The sequence below is a fragment of the Stappia sp. genome, assembly GCF_048261845.1.
GTDB lineage: Bacteria > Pseudomonadota > Alphaproteobacteria > Rhizobiales > Stappiaceae > Stappia.
This window is the reverse complement of record NZ_JBLXFR010000003.1, coordinates 95,938-111,041: the sequence shown is the minus strand read 5'-3', so window position 1 is coordinate 111,041 and position 15,104 is coordinate 95,938. Positions and strand designations below refer to the sequence as shown.

Annotated in this window: 16 protein-coding genes; 10 read left to right on the top strand and 6 right to left on the bottom strand. The window is 67.1% G+C overall.

Translation table 11 applies throughout. The features are described from left to right. Positions 1-125: 125 nt before the first annotated feature. Genes gmd through ACN0T5_RS02795 form a run of 3 tightly spaced genes read left to right on the top strand, consistent with a single transcriptional unit; the run spans position 126 to position 2,742 of the window. On the top strand, positions 126-1,208 hold the full coding sequence (gene gmd / locus ACN0T5_RS02805; RefSeq protein WP_417767097.1) for a GDP-mannose 4,6-dehydratase: 1,083 nt from the start codon (positions 126-128) through the stop codon (positions 1,206-1,208). Continuing rightward, positions 1,205-2,197, top strand: a complete 993-nt coding sequence (locus ACN0T5_RS02800) for a GDP-L-fucose synthase family protein (protein ID WP_417767096.1) — start codon at positions 1,205-1,207, stop codon at positions 2,195-2,197. The genes gmd and ACN0T5_RS02800 overlap by 4 nt, the downstream gene beginning before the upstream one ends. Next, positions 2,194-2,742 carry a class I SAM-dependent methyltransferase gene (locus ACN0T5_RS02795; protein WP_417767095.1) on the top strand — a complete coding sequence of 183 codons (549 nt, stop codon included), beginning with the start codon at positions 2,194-2,196 and terminating at the stop codon, positions 2,740-2,742. The genes ACN0T5_RS02800 and ACN0T5_RS02795 overlap by 4 nt, the downstream gene beginning before the upstream one ends. A gap of 35 nt (positions 2,743-2,777) precedes the next feature. On the opposite strand, the gene ACN0T5_RS02790 is transcribed toward ACN0T5_RS02795, so the two are convergent. From ACN0T5_RS02790 to ACN0T5_RS02780, 3 genes are all read right to left on the bottom strand, one after another. Continuing rightward, positions 2,778-3,089 carry a DUF190 domain-containing protein gene (locus ACN0T5_RS02790; protein ID WP_417767094.1) on the bottom strand — a complete coding sequence of 104 codons (312 nt, stop codon included), beginning with the start codon at positions 3,087-3,089 and terminating at the stop codon, positions 2,778-2,780. Positions 3,090-3,102: 13 nt separating this feature from the next. Next, positions 3,103-4,089, bottom strand: a complete 987-nt coding sequence (locus ACN0T5_RS02785) for a sodium-dependent bicarbonate transport family permease (protein ID WP_417767093.1) — start codon at positions 4,087-4,089, stop codon at positions 3,103-3,105. A 139-nt stretch (positions 4,090-4,228) separates the two neighbouring features. Next, on the bottom strand, positions 4,229-4,918 hold the full coding sequence (locus tag ACN0T5_RS02780) for a carbonic anhydrase (protein WP_417767092.1): 690 nt from the start codon (positions 4,916-4,918) through the stop codon (positions 4,229-4,231). Positions 4,919-5,162: 244 nt separating this feature from the next. Here ACN0T5_RS02780 and ACN0T5_RS02775 point away from each other — a divergent pair, with 244 nt between their 5' ends. After that, positions 5,163-6,215, top strand: a complete 1,053-nt coding sequence (locus tag ACN0T5_RS02775; RefSeq protein ID WP_417767091.1) for a MaoC family dehydratase — start codon at positions 5,163-5,165, stop codon at positions 6,213-6,215. Positions 6,216-6,233: 18 nt separating this feature from the next. Here the strand turns inward: ACN0T5_RS02775 and xerD are convergent, their stop codons facing one another. Beyond that, positions 6,234-7,178: a site-specific tyrosine recombinase XerD gene (gene xerD, locus ACN0T5_RS02770; protein ID WP_417767090.1), complete on the bottom strand. Its 945-nt coding sequence runs from the start codon at positions 7,176-7,178 to the stop codon at positions 6,234-6,236. 39 nt (positions 7,179-7,217) lie between these two features. Continuing rightward, positions 7,218-7,361 carry a hypothetical protein gene (locus ACN0T5_RS02765; protein WP_417767089.1) on the bottom strand — a complete coding sequence of 48 codons (144 nt, stop codon included), beginning with the start codon at positions 7,359-7,361 and terminating at the stop codon, positions 7,218-7,220. 185 nt (positions 7,362-7,546) lie between these two features. On the opposite strand from ACN0T5_RS02765, the gene ACN0T5_RS02760 reads away from it, so the two are divergent. From ACN0T5_RS02760 to ACN0T5_RS02750, 3 genes are all read left to right on the top strand, one after another. Then, positions 7,547-8,167 (top strand): shikimate kinase, encoded by a 621-nt coding sequence (locus ACN0T5_RS02760; RefSeq protein WP_417767088.1) that lies wholly within the window; start codon positions 7,547-7,549, stop codon positions 8,165-8,167. Between the two features lie 14 nt (positions 8,168-8,181). Beyond that, complete coding sequence (gene aroB / locus ACN0T5_RS02755; protein WP_417767087.1) at positions 8,182-9,333, top strand: 3-dehydroquinate synthase; 1,152 nt, start codon at positions 8,182-8,184, stop codon at positions 9,331-9,333. Between the two features lie 147 nt (positions 9,334-9,480). Then, positions 9,481-10,836, top strand: coding sequence for an HlyC/CorC family transporter (locus tag ACN0T5_RS02750; RefSeq protein WP_417767086.1), 1,356 nt, complete (start codon positions 9,481-9,483; stop codon positions 10,834-10,836). A gap of 33 nt (positions 10,837-10,869) precedes the next feature. Here ACN0T5_RS02750 and ACN0T5_RS02745 read toward each other — a convergent pair whose 3' ends face one another. Further along, positions 10,870-11,172, bottom strand: a complete 303-nt coding sequence (locus ACN0T5_RS02745) for a BolA family protein (protein ID WP_417767085.1) — start codon at positions 11,170-11,172, stop codon at positions 10,870-10,872. A 134-nt stretch (positions 11,173-11,306) separates the two neighbouring features. Here ACN0T5_RS02745 and ACN0T5_RS02740 point away from each other — a divergent pair, with 134 nt between their 5' ends. From ACN0T5_RS02740 to cobT, 3 genes are all read left to right on the top strand, one after another. Beyond that, positions 11,307-11,921: a J domain-containing protein gene (locus ACN0T5_RS02740; RefSeq protein WP_417767084.1), complete on the top strand. Its 615-nt coding sequence runs from the start codon at positions 11,307-11,309 to the stop codon at positions 11,919-11,921. A gap of 294 nt (positions 11,922-12,215) precedes the next feature. After that, a complete protein-coding gene (cobS, locus tag ACN0T5_RS02735; protein ID WP_417767083.1) occupies positions 12,216-13,202 on the top strand; it encodes a cobaltochelatase subunit CobS in 987 nt (328 codons plus the stop codon). A 10-nt stretch (positions 13,203-13,212) separates the two neighbouring features. After that, a complete protein-coding gene (gene cobT, locus ACN0T5_RS02730; protein WP_417767082.1) occupies positions 13,213-15,102 on the top strand; it encodes a cobaltochelatase subunit CobT in 1,890 nt (629 codons plus the stop codon). Positions 15,103-15,104: the final 2 nt, after the last annotated feature.

The following is a 15,104-nucleotide window of genomic DNA, read 5'->3' as shown; positions in this document are numbered from 1 at the left end:
ATCGGGCACCGGCTTCGACAGAGCGAGCGGCAAGTTGATGCCTCACCGGTTGCCCTGCCGGGCCCTGTGCAGTAGGAGGAACGATCACGCGGCCTATCCGGGCCGGATCTTTACAGGGACGAGACATGACTGCACCCCGCCGCGCGCTCATCACCGGCGTGACCGGACAGGATGGCGCCTATCTGGCCCGCCTGCTGCTCGACAAGGGCTACGAGGTGCACGGGCTCAAACGTCGTTCCTCTTCCTTCAACACCGGCCGGATCGATCCGCTCATCCATGACCGGCATGAGGGCAACGGACGTTTCGTCCTGCATTACGGCGATCTCACCGACAGTTCATCGCTGATCCGCCTGGTGGCCGAGATCCGCCCCGACGAGATCTACAATCTCGCGGCCCAGAGCCACGTCATGGTGAGTTTCGAAACGCCGGAATACACCGCCAATGCCGACGGGATCGGCGTGCTGCGCCTGCTTGAAGCAATGCGCATCCTCGGCATGGAAAAGACCTGCCGCCTCTATCAGGCCTCGACATCGGAGCTTTACGGCAAGGTCCGCGAGACCCCGCAGAGCGAGACGACGCCGTTCTACCCGCGTTCGCCCTACGCCGCTGCCAAGCTCTACGGCTACTGGATCACGGTGAACTACCGCGAGGCCTACGGGATGCATGCCAGCAACGGCATCCTGTTCAACCACGAAAGCCCGCTGCGCGGCGAAACCTTCGTCACCCGCAAGATCACCCGCGCGGTCGCGGCGATCGAGCTGGGCCTGCAGAAGTCGCTCTATCTCGGCAATATCGACGCGCGCCGCGACTGGGGTCATGCCCGCGACTATGCGGAAGGCATGTGGCGGATGCTGCAACAGCCCGAGCCGGACGACTACGTGCTGGCCACCGGCGAGACACACAGCGTTCGCGAATTCGTCGAGCGCGCCTTCAGCCGGCTCGGCCGCGAGATCGTCTGGTCGGGCAAAGGGGTCGAGGAAACCGGGCGCGACCGCAAGACCGGCGACCTGCTGGTGGCCATCGATCCTGCCTATTTCCGCCCGACCGAAGTCGACCTGCTGCTCGGCGACCCGACCAAGGCACGCGAAAGGCTCGGCTGGAGCCACATGACCGGCTTCGAGGATCTGGTCGACGAGATGGTCGACGCCGATCTCGAACTTCTCAGTGTCGAGCGCCATGCGCGCCGCGCCTACGGGCGCGAGGAATGAGCGGGCAATCCGGCATGAGCGACGGCGAGACCGGCACACAGCGGATCTTCGTTGCCGGTCATCGCGGCATGGTCGGCTCGGCCATCTGCAGGCGGCTTGCATCGGAACCGGTGGAAATCGTCACCCGCACCCGCCGCGAGCTCGACCTGACCGATCAGAACGCGGTGGCCGCGTTCTTCGCCAGTGAGCGGATCGACGCGGTGATCCTCGCCGCCGCACGGGTCGGCGGTATCCTGGCCAATGCCGAACAGCCGGTCGACTTCCTTCAGGACAACCTGCGGATCCAGACCAATGTCATCGGCGCGGCGGCCGCTTCCGGCGTCCGGCGCCTGGTGTTCCTCGGCTCGTCCTGCATCTATCCGAAGTTCGCCGAGCAGCCGATCCGCGAGGATGCGCTGATGACCGCGCCGCTGGAGCCGACCAACCAGTGGTACGCGATCGCCAAGATCGCCGGCGTCTACCTGTGCCAGGCCTATCGCCAGCAGCACGGCCTGTCCTATGTGTCGGCGATGCCGACCAATCTCTACGGACCGAACGACAATTTCGACCTGGCGACGAGCCATGTCCTGCCGGCCCTGATCCGCAAGTTCGTCGAGGCGAAGGAAGCGGCGAGCCCGCAGGTCGAGATCTGGGGCAGCGGCACCCCCTTGCGCGAGTTCATGCATGTCGACGACCTCGCGGACGCGATCGTCTTCCTGCTTCACGCCTATGACGGCGACGCGCCGATCAATGTCGGATCAGGACAGGAAATCTCGATCGGAAACCTGGCGCGGCTGGTCGCCCGCGAGACCGGTTTTGCCGGTGACCTGCATTTCGACACGTCGAAACCGGACGGAACCCCGCGCAAGCTGATGGATTCAGGCCGCCTGGCGGCACTCGGCTGGAGCCCGCGCATTTCCCTGGAGGACGGCATCCGCCAGGCCGTGCGCTGGTATCTCGACAATCGCGCCGAACTGGGCGCCGACGGCAAGGCAGACAGACCATCATGACAATCGAAAAGCTCCATCTCGGCTGCGGCGTGAAGCACATTCCCGGCTTCTACCATGTCGATGCCCTCGACTATCCCCATGTCGACCGCATCGGTCCGGTCGAGGACCTCTCCTTCATCGAGGACGGAACGGTGCGGCTCATCTATGCCTGCCACGTGCTGGAGCATTTCGGCCGCAACGAATACAAGGCCGTGCTCGCCGAATGGTGCAGGGTGCTGGCGCCCGGCGGCGTGCTGCGCATCGCTGTGCCCGATTTCCGCGCCGCCGCCGAACTCTACCTCGACACCTCGAACGACTTCGGCCTGCCGCATGTGATGGGCCTGCTCGTCGGCGGCCAGCGCGACCAGTACGACTATCACAAGGTCGCCTTCGACGAGGAAACGCTGTCCGCCGCCTTGCGCGAGGTCGGGTTCTCCGCAACCCGCCGCTGGGATTGGCGCGAGACGGAGCACAGCTCTCTCGACGACTATTCGCAGGCCTACCTGCCGCACATGGCCAAGGACACCGGCCGTCTCGTCAGCCTCAACCTGGAAGGCGTGAAGTAAGCCCCGGCGCGCGCCGTCATGCCGCGACGGCGCGCTCAGAAATGCTCCGGCCGCACCACCTGAACGTCCGACACCGAGACGATGCCGGCCTGGCGTGCAACCATGGCGAAGATCTGGTCCATGACCTCGTCGGCGCGCTCGGCCGACAGGATGCAGACGATGACGATCATGCGTCCGGCCTCGCCGACCATGCCCTCGCGGCTCCACTCGCCGCCGCGTCCCCGTCCGCCAAGCGCCGGCAGCACCGTGTAGCCGGTGACCTGCAGCCGGTCGAGCAGGGCAGTGAGGCGATCCTGCACGGGCGCCTCGACGATGATTTCGATCCGCTTCTTCGCGTAGGTCTTCATGACCGCCACCCCCTCATGATGCGAGCAACTGCCCGATGGCCGCGTAGAGCGGAATGCCGAGCGTCAGGTTGAACGGGAAGGTGATGCCGAGCGACAGCGTCAGATAGACGGCCGGGCGCGCCTCGGGCAGCGCGATGCGCATCGCTGCCGGCACCGCGATATAGGACGCCGACGCGGTCAGCGTGATCAGCAGCGCGGCACCGCCGGCCGACAATCCGGCGAGCCAGGCGACCGGTGTCGCGATCGCCGCGCCGACAAGCGGCATCAGGAGGCCGAAGCCGATCACACCCGGGGTCATGCTGCGATATCCGGAGCGCAACCCGCGCCCGGCGATCACCCCCATGTCGAGCAGGAACAGGCACAGGATGCCCTTGAACGGATCGACGATGAAGGGCGCGATGTCCGCAAGGCCCTTCTCGCCGGTGATCATGCCGATGACGAAGGCGCCGATCAGCACGACAACGGAACCGTTCAGGGCGATTTCGCGGAAAAGCCCGCCTCCATGGTCCTCGTCCGCCGGACGGCGGCCATCGCCGCGCGAGGCGAGCCACAAGGCGACCAGGATGGCCGGGGTCTCCATCACCGCCGCGACGGCGACGATATAGCCCTCGTAGGCAAGCCCCAGGCCCCGGACGGTCTCGCTCGCCGCCACCAGCGTGACGATGGAAATCGAACCGTAGTGGCCCGCCACGGCCGCCCGGTCGACACGCGGCAGGGACGACATCCAGGACAGCAGGACGAAGGCGACGAGCGGCACGAAGGCGGACAGAACCGCTCCGGCGACAAGCGTCACGACAAGGCCAAGGTCAAGGCCATGAGCGGCGACGCCGACACCTCCCTTGAAGCCGATGGCCAGCATCAGATAGAGCGCCAGCGCCTTGGCGACGGCCTCGGGCAACGCCAGATCGGACCGCGCAAGCGCCGCTGCGGCGCCCAGCGCGAAGAACAGCACCATCGGCGAACCGAGGTTCGTCAATGCGATCGCCAGCGTTTCACCCATCACGTCCCCCAACAAACCGGCACCCGGAGCCCGCATGAGGGCGCCGGATACAGGACATCACGCAATCCGCCTATCTGGACAACTCCGGAAAAAATTCAATCCGGCGCGCAATGCCATGTCGCGATTTCCAACGCGCCCGTCAGTCGGCGGAAGCCGGGTCGGGCAGCGCCGATGCGGTGTTGAAGCGGTCGGTTTGCGGGTCGAGCAGGCGCAATTCGCCCGAGCCGATGTCGAACCAGGCGCCATGCAGCGCCAGGCGCCCCTTCTCTTCCAGGATGCGGACACACGGAAAACTGCGCAGGTTGACGAGCGACTGGCGCACCCCTGCATATTCCAGCGCCAGCTGAGGATCGTCGTCCCGCTCGATCTTGAGACAGCGGAACTCCGCCGCCGGCTCCAGCAACGTCATCCACTTGCCGATGAAATCGCCCGGGGACAGCGGGGCGGCGTCCTGGTTGAGGAAGGCCTTCACACCGCCGCACTGGCCGTGACCCATCACGACGATGTGGCGTACCTTGAGCGCCTGGACGGCAAACTCGAGTGCCGCGCTGGTCGAGTGATAGTCGTTGTCGGGCGCATAGGGCGGGACGAGATTGGCCACGTTGCGCACCACGAAAAGCTCACCCGGCCCGGCGCTGAAAATGCCTTCGGGAGTAACGCGGCTGTCGCAGCACGAGATGACCATCACCTCCGGCTGCTGGCCGTACAGCGCCAGTCGCTCGTAGTCGGGGCGGCTCGCCCGATGCGCGTTGTCCAGATAGCCGCGATATCCGGAAAGCAACTCCTGCGGAAATGCGGTCGCCGCCGGTCCGTCCGTGTCAGGTGCCATTGTCGTCATCCGTCCTGTTCGCCACGTCCTGTTCGCCATGTCTCCTGCCGGCCCTGCGTCGATCCGCAGGCCTCATGTGACTGGCGGCAGAACCTATGCGCAAGCCGACGCGACGTCCAGCGATGAAGCGGCCCGCGGGCGTCCTGCATCGCATCACCGCAAGGTCGCGCTTGCGTGCTGCGTCGCCAACCTGTCTTATTGCACCCGCGAAAGCACCGCGGCAGAACGGCAGGGGAGAGTGCGCGTGAGCAAGACCGGTTCGGGACATTTCTTCGAGGATTTCAGCGTCGGCCAGGTGCTGCGCCATGCGACCCCGCGCACGGTGACGACCGGCGACGTGGCGCTCTACACGGCGCTCTACGGCTCGCGCTTCGCCGTCCAGTCCTCCGACGCCTTCGCCGCCGCGATCCGCTATCCGCAGGCGCCGGTGGACGATCTCCTCGTCTTCCACATCGTCTTCGGCAAGACGGTGCCGGACATCTCCCTCAACGCGGTCGCCAATCTCGGCTATGCCGGCGGGCGCTTCCTCGCCCCCGTCTATCCCGGCGACACCCTGTCGGCCGTGTCGGAGGTGATCGGCATCAAGGAAAACTCCAACGGCAGGACGGGCGTCGTCTATGTGCGCTCCACCGGCTACAAGCAGGACGGCACCGAAGTGCTCGACTATGTACGCTGGGTGATGGTGAAGAAGCGCGATCCGGCCAGCCCCGCGCCGGACCCGGTGGTGCCGGACCTTCCCGAGGCGATCGACCCGGACGGGCTGGGCGATGCCTGCCCGCTGATCGACCCGCAAGCCTGGGACGACGGCCTTTCGGGCGCGCCGCACCGCTTCGGCGATTACGCGGTCGGCGAACGCATCGACCATGTCGACGGCATGACGGTGGAGGAGGCCGAGCACCAGATCGCCACGCGCCTTTACCAGAACACGGCCAAGGTGCATTTCAACCAGTTCACGGAAGGGCAGGGCCGCTTCGGCCGCCGCCTGATCTATGGCGGCCACGTCATCTCGATCGCCCGGGCGCTGTCGTTCAACGGTCTCGGCAACGCCTTTCATCTCGCCGGAATCAACGCCGGGCGACACGTGGCACCGCTCTTTGCCGGCGACACGGTCTTCGCCTGGTCGCAGGTCCTGGAAACCGCGTCGATCTCCGGCCGTCAGGATGTCGGAGCCGTGCGCCTGCGCATGATCGCGACCCGCGACCGGCCCTGTCACGACTTCCCGCTCCTCGACGCGGAGGGCGCCTATGACGAGAGCGTCGTTCTGGACTTCGACTGCTGGGTCCTGATGCCCCGGTAGGGCCGGCGTTTCCGGCCCTTAGCCCTTCGATCCCGGACCGGCCAGCGGATGGTGGCTCTCGACAAGCGCGGCGAGGCGTTCATCCAGCACATGGGTGTAGATCTGGGTCGTCGAGATGTCCGCATGGCCGAGCAATTGCTGCACGACGCGCAGGTCGGCGCCGTTCTGCAGGAGATGCGAGGCAAAGGCATGGCGCAGGACATGCGGCGACAGCATGCCCGCATCGAGCCCGGCGGACATGGCCAGCTCCTTCAGGTCGCGGGCGAAGGCCTGACGGGTGAAATGGCCGCTTTCCCCGTGCGAGGGGAACAGCCAGCGGCTTTGCGGATAGACCCCCTCGCCGCGCCGGCGCGCCACATAGGCCCGCATCGCCGCGCGCGATGCCTGGCTGAGAGGGACGAGACGCTCCTTGTTTCCCTTGCCCGTCACGGCGATCAACCGCTCGTCGCGCAGCGCCGCCGACAGGGGCAGGGAGACGAGCTCCGAGACACGCAGACCCGTGGCGTAGAGAACCTCGAGCAGCGCATGCATGCGCAGGGCCCTGAGCGCGGCCGCCGGCGACGGCGCCTCGACCAGCGTTGCCTCGCGGGCCGCGCCAAGCAGCCGGTCGACCTCTTCGATGCCCAGCACCTTCGGCAGCGCGGCGCGGCGCTTGGGTGTGGCGACCGTGCGGGTCGGGTCGTCGCCGCGAATGCCCTCGGTGAACAGATGGCGGTAGAACTGGCGCAGGGCCGAAAGCCGACGCGCCTGCGAACTGGCGGCAAAGCCCCGCGCCGTCAGATGCGACAGGTAGGCGGTGACCGCGTCCTTGTCAGCTCCTGCAAGTGACGCCTTCCGGCCGTTCAGGAAACCTGAAAAGTCCTCAAGGTCGCGGCGATAGCTCTCGAGCGTGTTTTCGGCCGCGCCGCGTTCGGCCGACAGCATTTCCAGGAACCCTTCCAGGAGGAGCCCGTCGCCCGCCATTCACCTGTCTCCCGCTGCCGGAACACCGTCCATCGGCAATCAGCGCCCGAACCCGTCCATCCTGAGCCGCACGGTAATCTCGCGCGGATCCGGCTCCACAAGGGTTCCAAGCGCATAGATCGTGCCGGTACCGATACCGGCAAGGGCCAGGAGGACAAGCAGCAGGCGGGTAAGCGTGGGCATGGGACCGGCGTTCGCCCCTGTCGGTTTGATCAATGGTCCTCCCTTATCGGACAAGCCGCCACCCCCATGCAAGCGCGCAGGCGTGACGGTACGTCGGGGAAATGGTGCCCGCGACCCGGCAAGGCTTGACTATCGGGTCCGGAGAAGGGCAAAGCGATGGGATGCGAGGGGAGAGCGCCGATCCGATGTCCGCGGTTCCGAAAATCATCGAGCAGGCGAGAGCCGCCAGGCTTGTCGAGCGGCTGGGCCGGCGCTCCATTGTGTTGGTCGGCATCATGGGCTGCGGCAAGTCGAGCGTCGGACGGCGGCTTTCACAGGCGCTCGACCTGTCCTTCGTCGATGCCGACACCGAGATCGAGGCAGCCGCCAACCTGACGATCCCGGAGATTTTCGAACAACACGGCGAGCCCTATTTTCGCGCCGGGGAACAGCGCGTCATCGCCCGGCTGCTGAAGAGCGGACCGCAGGTGCTCGCCACCGGCGGCGGCGCCTACATGAGTGCGGAAACGCGCGACGAGATCCGGGGCGCCGGCATCGCCGTCTGGCTGCGGGCCGAGCTCGGCCTGATCATGAACCGCGTGCGCCGCAAGCCGACCCGGCCGCTGCTCAACGCCCCGGACCCGGAAGCGGTCCTGCGCCGGTTGCTGGCCGACCGCGAGCCCTTCTATGCGCTGGCCGATGTCGCCATCTGGTCGCGCGACGTGCCGCACGAGGCCGTCGTCGTCGACATCGTCGAGGCGCTGGAGCAGCATCTCGGCCTCGCCCCGGAATCCGCCACGGCCCCGGCCGGGGCCGAAACGCCATGACCACAAGGGACCCGATGACACAGGTTGCAGATCCGCACACAGATGACATCGCCGTGCAAACGGTCGCCGTCGATCTCGGCCCCCGGTCCTACGATATCCTGATCGGCCGCGATCTCGTGCCGGATGCCGGCGCGCGCATCGCGCAGGTCCTGCCCGGCGCCCGCGTCGCCGTCGTCACCGACGAGACCGTCGCCGGCCATCATCTATCCGCCCTGCAGGATTCGCTGGAGACAGCCGGCATCGGTTTCGTCTCGATCCTGCTGCCGCCCGGCGAGGCCAGCAAGCGCTTCGACGTCTTCGAGACGGTCTGCGACCGGGTGCTCGAGGCGCGGCTGGAGCGCGGCGACGCGATCCTCGCCCTTGGCGGCGGCGTTGTCGGCGACCTCGCCGGCTTCGTTGCCGCGAGCGTGCGGCGCGGCATGCCCTTCGTGCAGATGCCGACAAGCCTGCTGGCCCAGGTGGACAGTTCCGTCGGCGGCAAGACCGGCATCAACGTGCGCCACGGCAAGAACCTGATCGGCGCGTTTCACCAGCCGGTGCTCGTGCTCGCCGACACGGCCGTCCTCGACACGCTGAGCCCGCGCGAGTTCCGCGCCGGCTACGCGGAAGTCGTCAAGTACGGACTGCTCGGCGATGCCCCGTTCTTCGCCTGGCTGGAAGCAAACCATCAGGCGGTCTTTGCCGGCGGCGCCGAGCGCGAGGAGGCGATCGCCGCCTCCTGCCGGGCCAAGGCCCGGGTTGTCGCGGCGGACGAGTTCGAGGCCGGCGAGCGGGCCCTGCTCAATCTCGGCCACACGTTCGGTCACGCCCTGGAGGCCATCGTCGCCTATGACGGCGCCCGTCTGGTGCATGGCGAGGGCGTGGCCATCGGCATGCGGCTCGCCTTCGACTTCTCAAGGACGCTCGGCCTTTGCGGCGAGGACGACTGCGCCCGCGTTGCGGCGCATCTTGCCGCCGTCGGACTGCCGACCCATATCGGGGATATCCCGGGACAGATGCCGCCAGCCGACACGTTTCTCGATATCATGGCGCAGGACAAGAAGGTGAGCCGCGGTGCCCTGACCTTCGTTCTGGTGCGTGGTATCGGCGAAGCCTATGTCGAGCGCGGGGTCGATCCGGTGCGGCTTCACGGCTTCCTGACCGACGAACTCACGCGGGGTGCCTGACGAACGACCCGCCCTTCCTGGTGAAAGGAGTGGCGGGGATTTGCCCGGACGGCCCGTGGGGACGACCCCGGTTTTCTGATTGACCGCGTTTTCCCGGGGCGGACCGCCCCCGTCATGCCGGAAAATGCAGACCAAGCGAGACGACACATGACTGATGCCAGCCTGTGGCTTTCCATTCTCGCGATCCTCGTGCTGCTGGCGATGTCCGGCTTCTTTTCCGGCTCCGAGACAGCACTGACGGCCGCGTCCCGCGCCCGCATGCTGCAGCTCGAGAAGGGCGGCGAACGCCGCGCAGCCGTGGTCAGCCGCCTGATTTTCGCGAGGGAGCGGCTGATCGGCGCCCTGCTGCTCGGCAACAACCTCGTCAACATCCTGGCCTCCGCGCTGGCCACCAACGTCCTGCTCAACGTCTTCGGCGACGCAGGCGTGGTCTACGCCACGCTGGTGATGACCGCGCTGGTGCTGATCTTCTCGGAAGTCCTGCCCAAGACCTGGGCGATCTCCAATCCGGACCGCTTCGCCATCGCCGTGTCGCCGGTGGTGCGCGTCGTCGTCATCCTGTTCGCACCGGTGGTCATGGGGGTCGAGGTGATCGTCCGCGCGATCCTGCGGGTCTTCGGCGTCGACGTCTCGGAGAACCGCAACGTGCTCTCGGCACACGAGGAACTGCGCGGCACGGTCGACCTGCAACATCTGGAAGGCGGGCTGGTCAAGGCGGAGCGCGACCGCATCGGCGGCCTGCTCGACCTTGCCGACCTGGAAGTCTCGGATGTGATGGTCCACCGCACCAAGATGAACACGCTGAATGCCGACGACGACCCGAAGAAGCTGATCCAGGAGGCTCTCGACAGCCCCCACACGCGGCTGCCGCTCTGGCGCGGGCAGACCGACAACTATATCGGCGTGCTGCATGCCAAGGACCTGCTGCGCGCTCTGGCAAAGGCCGGAGGCGACGCCAGCCGGCTCGACCTGGAACAGCTCGTCTCGCCGCCCTGGTTCGTGCCCGACACGACAAGCCTGCAGGACCAACTCAACGCCTTCCTCAAGCGCAAGGCACATTTCGCCCTGGTCATCGACGAGTATGGCGAGGTGATGGGTCTCGTCACGCTGGAGGACATTCTGGAGGAGATCGTCGGCGAGATTTCCGACGAGCACGATGTCGAGCTTGCCGGCGTGCGCCCGCAGCCCGACGGCTCGATCATCGTCGACGGCAGCGTGCCGATCCGCGACCTCAACCGCGCGGTCGACTGGCGACTGCCGGATGACGAGGCAACGACGATCGCCGGCCTGGTCATCCACGAGGCGCAGATGATCCCGGAGGAGCGCCAGGCCTTCACCTTTCACGGCTATCGCTTCACCGTGCTCAAGCGGGAGAAGAACCGGGTGACCCGGCTGAAGATCACACCCTTGTCGAAGGACGTGGCAGGCTCGGTGAAATCGGCCGTCGCCGCCGGGGCGACGCCGCTGCCGCCACCGGCGCCGACCGTGATGCCGGGCAACTGAACGCAAGCCGGCGGACGTTCTCCGCCGCCTGTTTCACCCCAGCGACGCGCGCCCGCCGCCACGCGGATCGGGCTCGTCCGGGGCCCGTGCCTCGATCGCCAGCGCGTGGACGCCGGCCTCGAACGCCGGCTTCAGGCAGTCGTTGATCGCCCTGTGCCGGGCGACACGGCCCATCCCGGAAAGCGCTGCGGCAACGATGCGGACACGAAAGTGGGTTTCGCCACCTTCGCGCCATCCACCGTGACCACGATGACGCTCCGATTCGTCGATCACCTCGAGGCTCGCCGGCGAAAACGCCTCCGTCAGCTGCCGCTCAATCTGTTGCTTGATGCTCATGCTTTCCATGTGACAGACTTTTTGCCCCCGTCAAGAGCTTGCCGAACCATGCAACGTCCCCCTATTTATGCGGATCATCCCGGCGCCAGCAGCGCTGTCAGCGACCGCGGCCAAAGGAAAACGGACCCAGACCGGTGACTTCGGACATTTTCGACCGGATCCGCATATCATCCAGGCGCGCCCGCGCCGAGGAGGAGTTCGTCTGCGAACAGGCCTGCGAATGGAAGGGCTGCACGCAGGCGGGAACCCATCGCGCGCCGAAGGGCCGGCACGCGGACGGCCAGTACTATCATTTCTGCCTCGACCATGTGCGCGAGTACAACAAGACCTACAATTATTTCTCCGGCATGGACGACGACCAGACCCGCGCCTACCAGCGCGACGCGCTGACCGGTCATCGGCCGACCTGGAAGATGGGCGTCAACGCCAAGGCCGCCAACGGCGCGGCGTGGTCGGATACCGACCCGCAGCAGGCGGCCCGCGCCCGCGCCGAGGCCCGCGCCGGTCGGGGCCGGGCACGGTCTTCAAGCAGCGGCGCGCGCGCGCCCAAGCTCAAGCAGCTCGAAGCGCGGGCCTTCGACACGCTCGGCCTGCCCCATCACGTCCGCGATGGCGAGATCAAGACCCGCTACAAGGAACTGGTCAAGCGGCTGCATCCCGACGCCAATGGCGGCGACCGCTCGCTGGAGGACCGGTTGCGCGAGATCATCAACGCCTATTCGCTGCTGAAGAAAGCCGGCTTCTGTTAGCCGGGGAACGCAGCCGCGGCCCGAACCGGGCTTGCAGCTTGGCGCCGATGCGCTATGACATCGGATGTCTCCCGAGTTTCCCGACCGCAACCGGTTCGCCCGGTGACCGCGGTCTCCTGTCGCGGGGAGGCCCTTTCCCGGCGCGTTTACGCCAACGCCGATCGCGACGAGGCGTTTTCACTTGGCCGGGCCGGGCTCTGGCAATAGGGTCTGGTTCGAAATCCCGTCCGCCGGCGCGGACGTAATCTGCATGCGATCGCGGACCCCGTCGCCCGGCGGGCCAGCGGAGGACAAATGACTGACACGACCCTGCCCGCCGACAACCTGCCCGACACCACCGTCTCCGTTCGCGAGACCTTCGGCATCGACAGCGACCTGACGGTTCCCGCCTACAAGGAGCCGAGCCCCCATACGCCGGACCTCGATCCCGACTACCTGTTCGACCGGCAGACCACCCTGGCGATCCTCGCGGGCTTCGCGCACAACCGCCGCGTCATGGTCACCGGCTATCACGGCACCGGCAAGTCGACCCATATCGAGCAGGTCGCTGCACGGCTGAACTGGCCCTGCGTGCGCGTCAATCTGGACAGCCACATCTCGCGTATCGACCTGGTCGGCAAGGACGCCATCGTCATCCGCGACGGCCAGCAGATCACCGAATTCCGCGATGGCATCCTGCCCTGGGCGCTGCAGAACAACATCGCCCTTGTCTTCGACGAATACGACGCCGGCCGCCCGGACGTGATGTTCGTGATCCAGCGCGTGCTCGAAGTGTCCGGCCGCCTGACCCTGCTCGACCAGAACCGGGTGATCCGCCCGCATCCCGCCTTCCGCCTGTTCTCGACGACGAACACGGTCGGCCTCGGCGACACGTCCGGCCTCTATCACGGCACCCAGCAGATCAACCAGGGCCAGATGGACCGCTGGTCGATCGTCACCACGCTGAACTACCTGCCGCATGACAACGAGGTCGAGATCGTGCTGGCCAAGGCCAGGCAGTACCAGAACGAGGAAGGTCGCAAGACCGTCTCGCGCATGGTCCGTCTCGCCGACATGACCCGCAACGCCTTCATCAACGGCGACCTGTCGACGGTGATGAGCCCGCGTACCGTGATCACATGGGCCGAGAACGCGGAGATCTTCCAGGACCTGGGCTTTGCCTTCCGCGTCACCTTCCTCAACAAGTGCGACGAGATGGAACGCACGCTGGTGGCCGAGTTCTACCAGCGCTGCTTCGGCGAGGAACTGCCCGAATCCGCCGCCAACGTGGTGATGAGCTGACCGGATCGAAATGCGCAATCCGCCAACAGAAAAGAGCAAGCCGACGAGCGAGCCGCTGAAGCGGGCGATCGGCGACACGATGCGTGCCATCGCCGCCGATCCCGAGCTCGAGGTGCTCTTTTCCTCCGACCGGCCGTCGCTCTCCGGACACACGGCCCGGCTGCCCGAACCCTCGCGCCGGCTCACCGAAGGGGAGATCGCGGTCACCCGCGGCATCGCCGACGCGATGGCCCTGAAGCTCGCCTGCCACGATCCGGCGCTGCACCGCAAGCTGGTGCCGCAGAGCGAGACCGCGCGCGCCATCTTCGACGCCGTCGAGCAGGCGCGCTGCGAGGCCGTTGGCGCCAACCGCATGCCGGGCGTTGCCGACAACCTGTCGGCCATGCTGGAGGAGCGTTGCCGCAAGGCCGCCTATGCGGATGGGGCGAGCCGCGAGGACGCCCCGCTCGAGGAGGCGATCGCCTACATGGTCCGCGAGCGGCTGACCGGCACGCCGGCGCCGAAAAGCGCCGCACCGATGATCTCCCAGTGGCGCGACTGGATCGAGGACAAGGCCGGCGGCGCGCTTGACGACCTTGCCGGCCGGATCGAGGACCAGCAGGACTTCGCACGCCATGTCCGCACCGTTCTCTCCTCGCTCGAGATGGACGAGGATTTCGGCCAGGAGAACGACGAACAGGACGACGGCGAGGACGACAGCGAAGGCCGCAACGAGCGCGGCGAGACCTCGGCCGAGGGCGAGGACGATGCCGGCGAGGAGGAGGGCGCCCCGCAGGAGATGGAGCGCTCCGGCGAGGAGATGGACGCCGGCGAGAGCGAGGGCCTTGAGGGCGACCTGGAGGAACTTTCCGACGACGACAGCGCCGACCAGGCGGAAGAGCCGGGCGAAAGCCAGCGCCGCGAACTGCCCTTTTCCAATCAGGCCCCGACATCCGACTACAAGGTGTTTTCCACCCGCTTCGACGAGATGGTGCCGGCGGAAGAGCTCTGCGACATGGCCGAACTCGACCGGCTGCGCGGCCATCTCGACAAGCAGCTCGTCAACCTGCAGGGCGCGGTGGCCCGCCTCGCCAACCGCCTGCAGCGCAAGCTCCTGGCACAGCAGAACCGCTCCTGGTCCTTCGACCTGGAGGAGGGCCAGCTCGACACGGCACGCCTGACGCGCGTCGTCACCGACCCGATGCAGCCGCTCGCCTTCAAGCAGGAGAGCGACATCAATTTCCGCGACACGGTGGTGACCCTGCTGCTCGACAATTCCGGCTCGATGCGCGGCCGGCCGATCACCGTCGCGGCCACCTGTGCCGACATTCTCGCCCGCACGCTGGAGCGCTGCGGCGTCAAGGTCGAGATCCTCGGCTTCACGACCCGGGCCTGGAAGGGCGGGCAGTCGCGGGAGGCATGGCTCGCCGCCGGCAAGCCGGCCCAGCCGGGACGGCTCAACGACCTGCGCCACATCATCTACAAGTCCGCCGACGCGCCCTGGCGCCGGGCCCGGCGCAATCTCGGCCTGATGATGCGCGAGGGCCTGCTGAAGGAGAACATCGACGGCGAGGCGCTCGACTGGGCCCACAAGCGCCTGCTCGGACGGCCGGAGCAGCGCAAGATCCTGATGATGATCTCCGACGGCGCGCCGGTCGACGACTGCACCCTGTCGGTCAATCCGGGCAACTATCTGGAACGGCACCTGCGCTACATCATCGAGGAGATCGAGACCCGCTCGCCGGTCGAGCTGATCGCCATCGGCATCGGCCATGACGTTACCCGCTACTACAGCCGCGCGGTGACCATCGTCGACGCCGAGGAGCTTGCCGGCGCCATGACCGACCAGCTCGCCGATCTCTTCGACGACCAGGCGACGATGCCCGCGAACAGGCGCGGTCGCCGCCGGGCGACGCGCTGAGG

Excerpts from the sequence above, each read along its gene's own strand:
- cobT (WP_417767082.1), top strand. The coding sequence starts at position 13,213 with ATGCGCAATCCGCCAACAGAAAAGAGCAAGCCGACGAGCGAGCCGCTG.
- cobS (WP_417767083.1), top strand. The coding sequence starts at position 12,216 with ATGACTGACACGACCCTGCCCGCCGACAACCTGCCCGACACCACCGTC.
- ACN0T5_RS02760 (WP_417767088.1), top strand. The coding sequence starts at position 7,547 with ATGTCCGCGGTTCCGAAAATCATCGAGCAGGCGAGAGCCGCCAGGCTT.
- ACN0T5_RS02785 (WP_417767093.1), bottom strand. The coding sequence starts at position 4,089 with ATGGGTGAAACGCTGGCGATCGCATTGACGAACCTCGGTTCGCCGATG.
- ACN0T5_RS02765 (WP_417767089.1), bottom strand. The coding sequence starts at position 7,361 with ATGCCCACGCTTACCCGCCTGCTGCTTGTCCTCCTGGCCCTTGCCGGT.
- xerD (WP_417767090.1), bottom strand. The coding sequence starts at position 7,178 with ATGGCGGGCGACGGGCTCCTCCTGGAAGGGTTCCTGGAAATGCTGTCG.
- ACN0T5_RS02750 (WP_417767086.1), top strand. The coding sequence starts at position 9,481 with ATGACTGATGCCAGCCTGTGGCTTTCCATTCTCGCGATCCTCGTGCTG.
- ACN0T5_RS02780 (WP_417767092.1), bottom strand. The coding sequence starts at position 4,918 with ATGGCACCTGACACGGACGGACCGGCGGCGACCGCATTTCCGCAGGAG.
- ACN0T5_RS02745 (WP_417767085.1), bottom strand. The coding sequence starts at position 11,172 with ATGAGCATCAAGCAACAGATTGAGCGGCAGCTGACGGAGGCGTTTTCG.
- ACN0T5_RS02795 (WP_417767095.1), top strand. The coding sequence starts at position 2,194 with ATGACAATCGAAAAGCTCCATCTCGGCTGCGGCGTGAAGCACATTCCC.
- ACN0T5_RS02790 (WP_417767094.1), bottom strand. The coding sequence starts at position 3,089 with ATGAAGACCTACGCGAAGAAGCGGATCGAAATCATCGTCGAGGCGCCC.
- aroB (WP_417767087.1), top strand. The coding sequence starts at position 8,182 with ATGACACAGGTTGCAGATCCGCACACAGATGACATCGCCGTGCAAACG.
- ACN0T5_RS02800 (WP_417767096.1), top strand. The coding sequence starts at position 1,205 with ATGAGCGGGCAATCCGGCATGAGCGACGGCGAGACCGGCACACAGCGG.
- gmd (WP_417767097.1), top strand. The coding sequence starts at position 126 with ATGACTGCACCCCGCCGCGCGCTCATCACCGGCGTGACCGGACAGGAT.